The 13,489-nt window shown below is 65.3% G+C and carries 10 protein-coding genes; 6 read left to right on the top strand and 4 right to left on the bottom strand.

Going from position 1 to position 13,489, the window contains the following annotated elements:
• The first annotated feature begins 56 nt into the window (after window positions 1–56).
• From AC56PL_RS14155 to AC56PL_RS14140, 4 genes are all read left to right on the top strand, one after another.
• Window positions 57–1,889 carry an acyl-CoA dehydrogenase gene (locus AC56PL_RS14155; protein ID WP_497154215.1) on the top strand — a complete coding sequence of 611 codons (1,833 nt, stop codon included), beginning with the start codon at window positions 57–59 and terminating at the stop codon, window positions 1,887–1,889.
• 121 nt (window positions 1,890–2,010) lie between these two features.
• Window positions 2,011–2,856, top strand: a complete 846-nt coding sequence (locus AC56PL_RS14150) for an HpcH/HpaI aldolase/citrate lyase family protein (protein ID WP_497154214.1) — start codon at window positions 2,011–2,013, stop codon at window positions 2,854–2,856.
• 121 nt (window positions 2,857–2,977) lie between these two features.
• Window positions 2,978–3,925: a hypothetical protein gene (locus AC56PL_RS14145; protein ID WP_497154213.1), complete on the top strand. Its 948-nt coding sequence runs from the start codon at window positions 2,978–2,980 to the stop codon at window positions 3,923–3,925.
• 104 nt (window positions 3,926–4,029) lie between these two features.
• Window positions 4,030–5,799 (top strand): HNH endonuclease signature motif containing protein, encoded by a 1,770-nt coding sequence (locus AC56PL_RS14140; protein ID WP_497154212.1) that lies wholly within the window; start codon window positions 4,030–4,032, stop codon window positions 5,797–5,799.
• Window positions 5,800–5,827: 28 nt separating this feature from the next.
• Here AC56PL_RS14140 and AC56PL_RS14135 read toward each other — a convergent pair whose 3' ends face one another.
• Both AC56PL_RS14135 and AC56PL_RS14130 read right to left on the bottom strand, forming a co-directional pair.
• The gene (locus tag AC56PL_RS14135; protein WP_497154211.1) at window positions 5,828–6,604 is read right to left on the bottom strand and encodes an SDR family oxidoreductase; all 777 of its coding nucleotides are present in this window, start codon (window positions 6,602–6,604) and stop codon (window positions 5,828–5,830) included.
• Window positions 6,605–6,653: 49 nt separating this feature from the next.
• Window positions 6,654–7,295, bottom strand: coding sequence for an MSMEG_1061 family FMN-dependent PPOX-type flavoprotein (locus tag AC56PL_RS14130; RefSeq protein WP_495514294.1), 642 nt, complete (start codon window positions 7,293–7,295; stop codon window positions 6,654–6,656).
• A 136-nt stretch (window positions 7,296–7,431) separates the two neighbouring features.
• On the opposite strand from AC56PL_RS14130, the gene AC56PL_RS14125 reads away from it, so the two are divergent.
• Window positions 7,432–8,700: a serine hydrolase gene (locus AC56PL_RS14125; RefSeq protein ID WP_495514293.1), complete on the top strand. Its 1,269-nt coding sequence runs from the start codon at window positions 7,432–7,434 to the stop codon at window positions 8,698–8,700.
• Here AC56PL_RS14125 and AC56PL_RS14120 read toward each other — a convergent pair.
• Together AC56PL_RS14120 and AC56PL_RS14115 are read right to left on the bottom strand one after the other, a co-directional pair.
• Window positions 8,672–10,471 carry an ABC transporter transmembrane domain-containing protein gene (locus tag AC56PL_RS14120; protein WP_495514292.1) on the bottom strand — a complete coding sequence of 600 codons (1,800 nt, stop codon included), beginning with the start codon at window positions 10,469–10,471 and terminating at the stop codon, window positions 8,672–8,674. The two genes, AC56PL_RS14125 and AC56PL_RS14120, sit on opposite strands and share 29 nt — an antisense overlap.
• Window positions 10,468–12,213 carry an ABC transporter ATP-binding protein gene (locus tag AC56PL_RS14115; protein WP_497154210.1) on the bottom strand — a complete coding sequence of 582 codons (1,746 nt, stop codon included), beginning with the start codon at window positions 12,211–12,213 and terminating at the stop codon, window positions 10,468–10,470. The genes AC56PL_RS14120 and AC56PL_RS14115 overlap by 4 nt, the downstream gene beginning before the upstream one ends.
• Window positions 12,214–12,315: 102 nt before the next feature.
• Here AC56PL_RS14115 and AC56PL_RS14110 point away from each other — a divergent pair, with 102 nt between their 5' ends.
• On the top strand, window positions 12,316–13,470 hold the full coding sequence (locus AC56PL_RS14110; protein ID WP_497154209.1) for an isochorismate synthase: 1,155 nt from the start codon (window positions 12,316–12,318) through the stop codon (window positions 13,468–13,470).
• Window positions 13,471–13,489: the final 19 nt, after the last annotated feature.

Genomic DNA, 13,489 nt, shown 5'->3' with positions numbered 1-13,489 from the left:
CCCACCGAGTACTCACCACAATCAAAAGCAGTTCGACGATTGCAAAGGATTCTGCAATGGGGCATTACAAGAGCAATCTCCGCGACCTCCAGTTCAACCTCTTCGAGATGTTCAAGCTCGAGGAAGTCCTGGGTAGTGGAGATTTCGGCGATCTCGACAAAGAGACCGCCATCGACATGCTGCGCGAGGTCAACATCCTCGCCCAGGGCCCGCTGGCGGAGTCCTTCGCGGACGCCGACCGCAACCCGCCCGTCTTCGATCCGGAGACCCACAGCGTCACCGTCCCCGAGTCGTTCAAGAAGTCGTACAAGGCTCTGACCGACGCCGGCTGGGACAAGCTGGGCATCGATGAGGAGCTCGGCGGCCTGCCTGCCCCCCGTTCGCTGTACTGGGCGATCGGCGAACTGCTCCTCGGCGCCAACCCGGGCGCGTTCATGTACGCAGCCGGCGCCGGTTTCTCCAACATCTTCTACAACAACGGCACCGACGAGCAGAAGAAGTGGGCCGTCATCAGTGCCGAGCGCGGCTGGGGCGCCACCATGGTCCTGACCGAGCCCGACGCCGGTTCCGATGTCGGCGCCGCCCGCACCAAGGCGATCAAGCAGGAAGACGGCACCTGGCACATCGACGGTGTGAAACGCTTCATCACCTCGGCCGACCAGGACATGACCGAGAACATCATCCACCTGGTGCTGGCCCGCCCCGAGGGCGCGCGCCCGGGCACCAAGGGTCTGTCACTGTTCTTCGTTCCGAAGTTCCACTTCGACCACGAGACCGGCGAACTCGGCGAGCGCAACGGCGCATTTGTCACCAACGTCGAGCACAAGATGGGCCTGAAGGTCTCGTCCACGTGTGAGCTGACATTCGGCCAGCACGGCGTCCCGGCCAAGGGCTGGCTCGTCGGCGAGGTCCACGACGGTATCGCGCAGATGTTCGACGTCATCGAGCACGCTCGAATGATGGTGGGCACCAAGGCAATCGCCACGCTGTCGACCGGTTACCTCAATGCGCTGGAATACGCCAAGGAGCGCGTGCAGGGCGCCGACATGACGCAGATGACCGACAAGGCCGCACCGCGCGTGACCATCACCCACCACCCGGATGTACGCCGGTCGCTGATGACCCAGAAGGCCTACACCGAGGGTCTGCGGGCGGTCTACCTGTACACCGCGTCGCACCAGGACGCCGCGGCCGCACAGCTCGTCTCCGGTTCGGACAAGGAAATGGCGTACCGCGTCAACGATCTGCTGCTGCCGATCGTCAAGGGTGTCGGCTCCGAGCGGGCCTCCGAGCAGCTCATCGGCTCGCTGCAGACGCTCGGCGGTTCGGGCTTCCTGCAGGACTACCCGATCGAGCAGTACATCCGCGACGCCAAGATCGACTCGCTGTACGAGGGCACCACCGCCATCCAGGCGCAGGACTTCTTCTTCCGCAAGATCATTCGCGACAAGGGCCAGGCCCTGGCTCACGTCGCCGGCCAGATCAGCGCCTTCATCGAGTCCGATTCGGGCGACGGCCGCCTCAAGGCAGAGAAGGCGCTCCTGAAGACCGCCCTCGATGACGTCCAGGTCATGGCCGCCACCCTCACCGGCTTCCTGATGAACGCGCAGGAGCAGCCGACCGAGCTGTACAAGGTCGGCCTCGGCAGTGTCCGCTTCCTGATGAGCGTCGGCGATCTGCTCATCGGCTGGATGCTGCTGCGGCAGGCCGAGGTGGCGCAAGCTGCTCTCGATGCCGGTGCAAGCGAAGCCGACACCGCCTTCTACAACGGCAAGGTCGCCGTGGCGACGTTCTTCGCGAAGAACATGCTGCCCGAGCTCACCGCCGTCCGCGGCATCGTCGAGAAGGTCGACAACGACATCATGGAGCTGGACGAAGCCTCGTTCTAGTCAACTGACGAGAGAGTGGGTCGCTCCACAGGTCAGGGGCGGCCCACTTTTCTGGCGGCAAACGATGAACGTATTGCACTGACCGCCGGCGTGCTCGACCGGCTACGGCACACTGGGCTCCATGGCACAACCCGATCTGCAGTCCCGCCCTCGCATCGACGCAAATATCGCACGCTCATGGCTCCTGGTGAACGCGTCGGTCCCGGCGGCCTACACGGCCGCCGCCCGCTCGCAGGCCGACCAGATCATCCTCGACATCGAAGATGCCGTGGATCCACGCAGCAAGGACGCGGCCCGCGACAGTGTCACCGCGTGGCTGCGCGCCGCAGAGGCATGGGTGCGGATCAATGACCGGACCACGCCTTTCTGGTCCAACGACGTCGATCACCTCCGGGCGGCACCGGGCCTCGGCGGAGTCATGCTGGCCAAGACCGAATATCCCGACCAGGTCGACGAGACCTACGACCGCCTCGGCGGACGCGTGCCCGTGATCCCGCTCATCGAGTCCGCGATGGGGATCGAGAACGCGGTCGACATCGCCCGGCGCCGCGGCGTCCTGCGTCTGGCATTCGGAAGCGGTGACTACCGTCGTGACACCGCCACCGACGCAGACGATCTGGTGATGGCCTACCCGCGATCGCGCCTGGTCGTCGCCAGCCGGGTGGCCGGCCTGACCGGACCGATCGATGGACCGGCGGTCACCGACGACGAGACGATCCTCCGCGAAAAGACCGCCACCAGCGTGTCATTCGGACTCACCGGCAAGCTGTGCCTGAATCCGGCCCACACGGGAGTCATCAACACCGTCATCAGTCCGAGCCCGGCCGACGTAGCGTGGGCGACCGGGTTCCTCTCCGACTTCGAAGCCCGTGGTCGCTTGGTGCGGGACGGCAGCGACCTCCCCCGCCTCAAACGCGCCGAGCGAATTGCCGAGCTCGCAGGCGAATTCGGTATCTCACCGGTGTGATGCCCGCGGTTCATCTGGCCGGGATAGATTCCCGCCGTGAGCGACTCTCTCCTGGCAATAGTGTGCGCACTGGGCGCGGCACTGTGGAGCCACATTCACCGCCGCGGAGTTCGACGCAGCCGTGACACAACTTCGTAAGGAAGTCACCGCATTCGTCGCAGTCAAGACCTACTACGCGAATTTGCAGCAAGCGATGGGGTTGGTTCGCGGCGACGCCAAACTGAGCGTCACCAAGATCGGCAACGACATCGTCAACGAGGTGTCACCGCCGCCGGCAAGCACCGCTTTCGCTGACGGCCTCAAGCTGACGAACGTCGTCATGAATACCGTGATGCTGGTCGCACCGGAGATCAAAGCGGTGTGGGGGCCCATATCGACTCTCCTCGCACTAGGCGCCTATGCCAGTGGCGAAGCCGACGCGAACGCGAACGCGAACTCGCTGGCGAACAGGACCAAGGTCCGAGCCGATCGGCTCGCGCAGCAAGTCGAAGATTCCCCCACGGCCTCGACGTACGCGTTCACCACAGTCGCATTGGTCATGGCGTCCGACTACGGCAAACTCGAAGCTGCCAATGCGGAGCTCGCTGAGGAGCACTGGATCGCGCCTATCGAACCCGGGCAACTGTTGAACAACCTGACGACCGGATTGCGCACGTGGTTCGCAACCACGCTCGTCTCGGCCATGTATCCATGGCTCATCCGCGGCACTCCCCCACCAGTGGGTCCCGGTGACGTGAACGGTCTGAGTTGTACCAAGTACGAGTTTCCCAGCGACCTCAGTTGGCATCCCTGGTCTTCCATGCCCGCGAACGCTCAGATGCGAGCGACGTGGAGTTTCGCCGGCAACGGACAGCCCGTGAAATGGAACATGTTCTTCACGCGCGAGAATCCGGGGGTCTGGGGAGACGATCAAACCGACGACTTCATCAGGCCGAACACCGCCAACACAATGTTCGGAACCGGCCAGAATCAGCTTCGGATCAATCTGTACGACTTCATGAGTCCCCGGAACTTCGGGCCGACTATGCATCAGGCCAATGATGCCGCGCGTAGGTGCAACCTCAACTGAGGCCGAACACCGTTGACCGGGCCCTTATTTCGACCGATCGGGCCGTAGGACTACGGTTTCGGGCGATGAAAAGCAATGTCGGACCCCGCATTTAGACTAGGAGCATGTTCGAACCGTGGCCCAGCGTGGACCCCGCCATCACCGGGATACAACCGGCGATGTTGTTGGGCGTCAACGATTTATTGGGTTCGGTGGAGCGTGCAATGGCCGGACAGGGGTATCTGGAGTGGGCCCGGTACGCCTATGCGGCGGAGTTGCATCGGCAAATGGATACCCAGAGCCTCGACGCCTCGGACTTCCTGAAGGACGCCTACACCCAGTGCGCGGCCCGGTTGGCGTTGGCGCAGCGGATGAGTCAGACGGTCGCCGAAAATCATCTGACGTGTGCGTTGGCGTTGCGTGATCGCCTTCCGCACGTGGCCGAAGCCCTCAAGTACGGTCTGGTGGCAGCGCATCACATCGCGGCGATCGTCGCCCGCACGGATTTGATCGAAGGCACCGATCACGCCGCCGACATCGATCGGGACATCGCCGAGAACCTGCGTCGTCGCGGATCCTGGTCGTCGAAAGCAATGCGGGACATGATCGATGCCACCATCTTTCGCCGCGACCCCACCCTGGTCCGTGAGGAACGCGAGGACGCCAACAACAACCGGGGAGTCTGGGCCGACGAGAAACAAAACGGTATGGGTGTCCTGACCGCGACGATGGCAGCTGAACACACCGCGATGATCATGCGACGCCTCGAGAAGCTCGCCGCCTCCACCTGTAAACGTGACCCGCGCCGTAAACCGCAACGGATGTCCGACGCCTTGTTCGCGATCACCATGGCCCGCGAGTTCGCCTGCCAATGCGAGGAGGATGCGGAACACCCCTGCCTGGCCGAAATCCTGTCCGTACCCAGCAGACACGTCGTCTCCGGGATTGATGTGAAGATCGTGCTGCACGCCATCGTCAACCAATCGACTCTCGACGGCGACGACGAGCAACCCGGCTACCTCGAAGGCCACGGCGTCATCACCGCCGACCACGCCCGCGAACTGGCCGACCACGACGCCACCACCGTCCGACCGCTCGGCAACAAGACCAAACCCGCACCAGCACCTGAGTCGGCACCCGCACCGGCCGGCGATTCCGAAGCCAACGATGCTGTGGCACAGCAGTGCCCGACACCACCGTCCGGCCCGAACCGCAAGGCTCGCCGCGCAGCCAAGAAGACAGTGCCGATGCAGGGCCCACCCGATCCACGACTGGCCGGGATCGACCCCGACTGGGCGCGGGTCAAAGAACCACGGCTGCAAACAATTCCACTACCGGTCGACAAACCCGGTGACCACTACCGACCGTCCGCAGTCCTTGATGCATTCATCCGCATCCGTGATTGCTACTGCACCTGGCCCGGCTGCAACAAACCCGCCTGGACCGCTGACCTCGACCACACCACCGAATACAACCACGCCGACCCCGACGCCGGAGGCCGCACCCATCCCACCGGACTCAAAGCGCTGTGCCGTTTTCACCACCTGCTCAAAACCCACACGGCAGAGACGAAGCGCAGCGAAGCTCGACCAATCGACTGGCTCGACGACCAATACGTCGACGACAACGGCCGCACCACCACCGTTGTCATCACCCCCGAAGGCCGCATCTATCACGGACCAGCCTGGACCGGCGACGACCTCTTCCCAGCGATACGACACATCACCTGGGACGAGCCATCACCGTCAGCACCACAGCGGGCACCGGACAGACCTCCGAAAAGAAGACCCCGCACCGAAGCCAAACACAAACGCCGACAACAGGAGCGAGAACGCAACCGGAACCGGGTTCGTTCACGGGCCGATCATGGCGCCGACGAATCGCCGGCGCCATGATCGCAGCGTCCCTTCAGAAGTCCGCTTGCTACTTCGGTGGGAGCCGCACGCCGCCGTCGACGCGGACGACCTCGCCGTTCATGTAGGAGTTCGTGATGAGTTCGATGACCATCGACGCGAGTTCGTCGGGGGTGCCGAGACGGCGCGGGTACAGCACGCTCTCACCGAGTTTGGCCTTGAACGCCTCGGACTCGGGCCCGCTGCCGTAGATCGGGGTCTCGATCAGACCCGGGGCGACGGTGTTGTTGCGAATGCCTGCGGCCGCGAGGTCGCGGGCGACGGTCAGGGTCAGGCTGACGATGCCGCCCTTGGACGCCGAGTACGCGGCCTGGCCGATCTGGCCGTCAAACGCGGCAACACTGGCCAGGGACACGATCGCGCCCTTCTCGCCCGTTTCCGTCGGCTCGCCACGGCTCATCGCGGTGGCGGCCAACCTGGTGGCGTCGAAGCTGCCGATCAGGTTGATGTTGATGACCTTCCGGAAGACATCGATGTCATGCGCGGAGGAGAACTCACCGTCGCGCCCGATGGTGCGCTGCGCCGATCCGATACCCGCCGAGTTGACCAGCGCTCGTAGCGGTCCGAGCTCGAGTGCCTTGTTGACCGCCGCTTCGATCTGCTCGGTCTTGGTGACATCGACGCTGACAAAGGCTCCGCCGATCTCTTTGGCCAGGGCCTCCCCCTTGTCCGCCTGCACGTCGGCCACCACCACCTTGGCCCCCAGTGCGGCGAGTTGCCGCGCCACTGCAGCACCGATACCCGATGCCCCACCCGTCACAATTGCGCTTGCTCCGTTGATTTCCATCCTCGCACCCTATGACCGAGCGCTTGTTCGGTTCAAGGGTCAATCGCGATCAGTACAAATACGAGCGGTACAGCTCCTGCCGGCGGGGCTCGTCGGCAGGCACCGTCTCCGCGTGCTGTTCGGCGTAGATGTCGCGGACAGTCGGGACGTCGTCCGGATCGGCGAACCGCTCGGGATTCCACAGATCCGACCGCAGGATCGCCCTGGCGCAGTGGACGTAGACCTCGTCGACGTCGATGACGACGGCGAGTGTCGCCGCCTTGCCCTTGATCGCCATGGCATCCAGCAGATCTGGGTCGGTGCGCAACCTCGCCCGACCGTTGACCCGGACCACCTCGTCGATTCCCGGAACCATGAACAACACCCCGACGTGGGGATTCGCCAGGATGTTGCGGTAGGAGTCGACCCGGCGATTGCCCATCCGATCGGGCAGCACCAGGGTGTGCGGGTCGGGGACGAGTACCGCCGAGTCGACGTCGCCGCGCGGCGAGCAATCACAGTTGCCGTCGGCGTCCGCCGTGGCCAACACGAAAAACCTTGCGCGCTCGAGGTACTCGACGATCAACGGCGTCATCGACGATGTGTGCTTGTTCAGGACACCTTCGTGGGCCACTCCGAGCACCCGCTCGAGGTCCGCCGGGGTGGTGATCGCGTGGGTGTCGCCTGAGCTCGATGCTGGATGGGTCGTCACACTCCCATCAGACACCAGGTCTGCCAGTGCCCGGCAGCGGCCCCCACCATCGTGTGAGACACGCGTGAGCGCAATGATGCGGCGAAGGAGTTTCCGACGCGCTGCCGTTTCGAAAGTCGTGAAGTAACCTCACGACATGAATCTGCGCCGCTCATTGTCGACCAATTCGTCCGAGAAGACGCGGCGCGGGAAATGGGTTCCGGCAGCGGTGGCAGTGTGTGCGTCACTGACACTCGGTGGCATCGTCGCACCGGCCGCCAACGCGGTGCCCACCACCTTCAACCCTGGTTCTCGTCCCGGCGACGCCGCAGAAGTGGCGGCGGTCGTCGCCGCTGTCGGTTCGCAATTGACCGACACGACAGGGGCCGCGATCGCGATCGTGAAACCGGCTCCGGGCAACCCGAGCGCATCGATCACGACCACCTACTACTTCGGCGACGCCGACAAGGCACAGTCGTTGCCCGTGGGACCGCAGACTCAATTCGAGATCGGTTCACAGACAAAGACTTTCACTGCCTCGCTACTTGCCTTGCGGGTTCAGTCCGGCGCGGTGGCGCTGAACGACCGCGCTCAGGGTCGCCTACCCGCCACGGCCGACCTGACCCTGCCGGGAGCGGACGGCAAGTTCATCACCATGGGCGAGCTGGTCACCCATCGGTCGGGGTTGAAGCGGGATGCGATGAATCTCGGGCAGGGTTGCTATGCCGAGATGAACTACGACATCACCAAGCTCGCAGCGGGTTTGAACAACAACTACGACGCCCTTGTCCACACCCCGGGTACGGACTGGCTGTATTCGAATTGGGGGTTCGGGCTGCTCGGGTCGATTGTCAGCGGCGGGTTCAAGCCGGGCGCGGGTGAGCCCTACGGACACGTTGTGGCAAACGAACTGACCGGCCCGCTCGGGATGTCCGCCACGGAGTTGGAGCCGGGGCCGAATGCCGATCTGGCCGTGCCGTACAGCGACGGAAAGCCCGTCTGCTACCACAACAACACCGAGGCATACGCCGGCGCCGGCGGTCTGGTCAGCACCGCCGAGGACATGGCGACGTGGGCCGAAGCGACGATGGGCAAAGGCGGGAACCCGCTGGCCGCGACCCTGAACACCACCCTGGATCGGGTGGCGCCCGGAGGTTCCGGCGGCATGCAGATGGGCATGGCCTGGCAGCTGTATCCGACGTCGGATGCCAACCCGCTGCCCTACGCCTACAAGGACGGCACAACCGGCGGGTCCCAGAGTGTCACCGAGCTCGTGCCATCGACGGGGTGGGCGGTCACGGTGTTGACCAATGAGAACTCGGCGAATCCCACCGCCGTTGCCGATCAGTTGCGCCTGGCGTTGGCCGCGGGTACCGCCCCGGCGCCCGGCTCGTCGGTCACCGGGTCGTCGGGCCAGACGCGATAGCGCCGTCACGGTCCCGGGACCAGGCGGACCACAACCGTGCGTAGCGGCCACCGGCCGAGGCCAGGTCCGCGTGGGTCCCGGACTCGACGATGCGACCCTTCTCCATCAGCAGAATCCGGTCGGCCATCGCCGCCTGACTGAGCCGGTGGGCGATGATCAGGGCCGAACGTCCCGCAATGGCGGCCTGCGCGGACCTCTCGAGCGTCTCGGCACCGTAGCTGCCCGCGTCGGCTGTCGCCTCGTCGAGGATCACCACCTCCGGGTCGAGCAGAACCAACCTGGCCAATGCGACTTGCTGAACCTGCACGGGTGTGAGCCTGACCCCGGCCGCGCCGACCACCGTGTCCATACCGTCGTCGAGCGCACTGACCCAGTCCCACGCGAGCACCGCCTCCAGCGCCGACCTCAGCGCCGAATCGCTTGCCTCCGGCGCGACCATCCGCAGATCCGCGGCCAACGGTCCGGCAAAGATGTGGACGTCCTGGGTCACCATCGCGATCCGGCGGGCCCGATCGCAGCCTTCGAGATCGCGAACGTCGGTCCCGCCGAGGCAGATCCGGCCAGAGGTGACCGGATGCACGCCGGCCAGCAACAATGCCAACGTGGTCTTGCCCGCACCGGACGCCCCCACCACCGCCACCTTCTCGCCCGGCACCAGGCGGATGGAGATGTCCTGCAACACCGGATGTTCCGCCGAGTATCCGAAGCTCACCGACTCCGCAGACAATTCGGTACCACCGGTGGCGTTCGGTGCCACCGGCGCCGGTGACACAAATCCTTCGGCCTCCTCGATGACGCCGACGATCCGTCCCAGCGACGCCGCACCGGACTGCAGATCGTCGATCACCAGGAGCAGGGCCGAGATCGGCCCGAACAGCCGCAAAAAGAACAGCATGGCGGTGGTGGTGGCACCCACCGTCGACATCCCGGCACCCACCAGGTTGTAGCCCACGATCAAAATCGTTGCCATTCCCAGGAATTCGCCCAGGTTGATCTTGCCGAAGAACCGGTTCTGAACGATCCGGGCACGCAGTGCCCAGCGCACGACGTCCCATGACCGGTACGCTATCCGCCTGCTGAGCCCGGCCGACAACCCGAAGGCGTACACGGTTTCCAGGCCGCGGATTGCGCCGAGGACGTGATGGGCGCGTTCTGCCATCGCCACCCGTTCGGCCGCGTAGACCTGTGGCGCCTCGCGCAGATACATCCGCACCCCGACCACGTAGACCGGCATCAACACCACAAAGACCACGAGGTAGCGCCAGTCGAGTACGGCAAGACCGATGCCGGTCAGCACGATCGTGAAACCCGAGGTCGACAGTGCGGGAACAGCTCTGGAGATCGCCTCGCTCACCACGCTGACATCGTCGGTGGCCCGGGAGACGACATCGCCGCTACCGGCCGACTCGACCCGGGCCAGCGGCAGGCGGAGCACCGCATCGAGCATCTGTTCACGCAGCCGCGCGAGCATCGTCTCGAAGAGCTGTGACGACAGTGCCACGCCGAGTCCGGTCAGCACCGCATACCCGAATGCGGCAACCAGCATCAATCCACCGAGTTGCCACACCTGACGAAACCCGCTGTCGTCGATGGCGATGTCGACGATTCGACCGAGAGCCCACGGCGTGACGAGACCGAGCGCGGCCGCGCCGATCAGCACCACGACCACTGCCGCCAGGAACCACCATCGGCCCCGCACGGTTGCGGCCATCCGGCCACAGACCGCCTTTGGTCCGGCCACGGTCATCGGCACGGTTGTCGGCGCACTCATGCCTGCCCACTCTCATCGAGGACGATGATCTGATCGGCGAGCGCAAGCAGTGCCGGAGATCGCGTGAAGACAATCGTCGTGTGGTCGGCGCGTGCCTTCACGATGCGTTCGGCAACAAGGGATTCGGTGACGGAATCCACCGCCGTGGTCGGATCGACCAGTACCAGCACCGCCGATTCCGCGGCCAGAGCCCGGGCCAGTCCCACGCGCTGACGCTGACCACCGGACAATCGGCGGCCTGCCTCACCGACCGGGCTGTGCAGGCCCTGCGGCAGGACCTCGGCGATGTCGTCGCAAGCCGCGGCGAACACGGCCCGCGCGATCGCCGCCTCCCGGTCCGGGGACTCGGAGACATCGGCGGTGATGTTCTCCAGCACCGAGCCCTCGAACAGATCGGTGGCGTGCGGGACCACGCGGATACTGTGCCGTGCGGCAACATCATCCAGGTCGAACAGGTCGACACCACCGACCCATACGGACCCGGCTCGGGGTCGGCGCAGCCGCGCCAGCACCGCGGTCAACGCAGCTGTCGTCTCGTGATCGGCGACCACGGCAACAAGCCCGCGGTCGGGCAGTTCGAGGTCGAGCGCCTTGATCGGATCCACGGTCAGCCCGTCGCAGCGCACCGAGACGCCCTGTGCAACAACCACTTCTCCAGCGGATGACCGGGGTGCAGGTGTCACGGTCGGTGCCTGCAGCACCTTGAGAACGCGTTCGGCCGATGCGATCCCCGCCGACCAGATTTTCCCGAAGCCGGTGCCCAGATCGCTCAGTGGTTCCATCACGAACTGCGTCAGACCGACCACCGTGATCAGCTCGCCCACGCTGAGTGATCCGTCGACCGCCATCAATCCGGCCGCGACGGCGACAGCGACCACGAACAGGCCGGACACCCACTCCATCGCACCGAGGTACCAGCCCTCGGATCGACGGGCCGCCAGAACCCCGGCGAGTGCGCGCGAACTGGCCTCGTCGTACCGGTGCCGCGCCTGCGCCTCGGCGCCGATACCTTTGACGACGCGGAACCCGGCGATGAGATCCTCAGCCGTGGCAGCGGCTTCGCCCGCCAATTCCTGCTGATGCTCGCTCCGCCGGCGCAACGGCCCACCGGACAGGTCCAGGACCAGCAGGATGACCGGGGCGCCGATCAGGATCGCCAGGCCCAGTGGCCACGAGATCCACAGCAGCACAACGCCACAGAACAGGACCGCGGCGAGCTGTCCGACCGGATATACCGCCACCGCGACCGCCGCCGACAACTTCGCCACGTCCGCGGTCGCGATGGAGAGCAGCATGCCGGACATCGCAGGCGGACCCTCCATCCCGGCCGGATCGAGGATCCGGTCGGTGACCCGGCTGCGCAGCTGATGCTGGATCGATTGCATGCCGAGGAATCCGATCCGGGAACCGAAGCGGAAGGAGAACGACAACATCGCGAAGATGCCACCGAGGACCATCAGCCAGATCACCAGAGCGGTCAGGTCGTGGTCGGTGATCGCCTGATCGATCGCCAGACCCATCACCACCGGGACAAGCGCCTCACCCACCTGGTGACCGATCATCAGCCCGGCTGCGGGCAGGGTGCGCCGTTTGGCCGCGAAGATCGTCCGCAGGGTGAATTGCCGCGGGGTCGTTGTGGCATCGACCTCGATCCAGGTCGAGTCGACCGGTTCGGTTGGTGCATCGAAGAAGACCGGTAACCGGCGCCGAGTGGGTGGTCTGGGGGGCGCGAGGGAGGACACCTATCAAGAACTACATCATTCGGATAGGCTATTTCTACTGGCGTCCGACCGGAAGCACTAGGCTGTTCACAGCCGACAAGCGTTTAAGGGGTTAGTCAGACCATGTCCACCACATCCGCCGGTACACGCTCGAAGCCGGAGGCCACGACCACAAGCGCCACGGCAGAAACCACTCCGGCGTTTGTACTCTCGCGCCCGGGCTATCACCTGCTGGCGACCGGTGTCAGCGCCCACTTTGACAGCATCGCAGCGGCGCGCGAGGCACTCGAACGTGGTGGCCACAACTACATCGTGGGCGCACTCCCCTTCGACACCGACCAGCCCGCCGCCCTGTTGGCGCCTGCCGAGGTGACCCACACCGCACAGCAATGGCAGTCGCGGGCCAAGTCGCTCCCGCCGGTGGAGATCGTCTCAACGGTGCCTGCACCCGAAGAGCACGTCCGACGCGTTCGTCTGGCCCTGCGCGCTCTGACCGATCCGGCCACCGAACTGTCGAAGGTGGTTCTGGCCCGAACACTGTTGTTGCGGGCGAGCGCGCCGATCGACCCCCTCGCACTACTCGGCCGATTGGTCGACGCCGACCCCACCCACAACGGTTTCCTCGCCGACCTGACACCCGCGGGGCCCGCCTACGACGGCCATCTCCTGATCGGATCGAGCCCGGAATTGCTTGTGCGCCGGACGGGTTCGACGGTGACCTGCCATCCGCTCGCCGGCTCGGCACCGAGGTCGGCTGATCCGGACACCGATCGAGAGCAGGCTCAGCGACTGACCGCCTCGGTCAAAGATCAGCACGAGCACGCCTTTGTTGTCGAGGCGCTGGCCGAACGGCTGCGTCCACTGTGCGGCGAGGTCATCGTGCCCGCCACACCCTCACTCACCAAGACGCCTGCGATGTGGCATCTGGGAACGGAGATCTCCGGCCAGATCCGCGATCCGTCCATCACGGCGCTGGACCTGGCCCGCATCCTGCACCCGACGCCCGCCATCTGCGGCACACCCACCGCACAATCTCGCGACCACATCCTGCGCACCGAGGAAGACCGGCGCTTCTACGCAGGCGCGGTCGGCTGGTGCGACGCCACCGGCAACGGAGAATGGCTGGTCAGCATCCGGTGCGCCGAACTCGACGCCGACCGTCGCACCATCCGCGCTTCGGCGGGCGGCGGTATCGTGGCCGATTCCGACCCGGATCAGGAACTGGCCGAGACCTCTGCAAAATTCCGCACCATCCTCTCGGCGTTGGGTGTCGGTTAAACTGCGGTGTCGCGGCTTG

The organism is Williamsia sp. Y721, from assembly GCF_059683565.1.
This window is presented reverse-complemented; position numbering and strand designations above follow the sequence as displayed.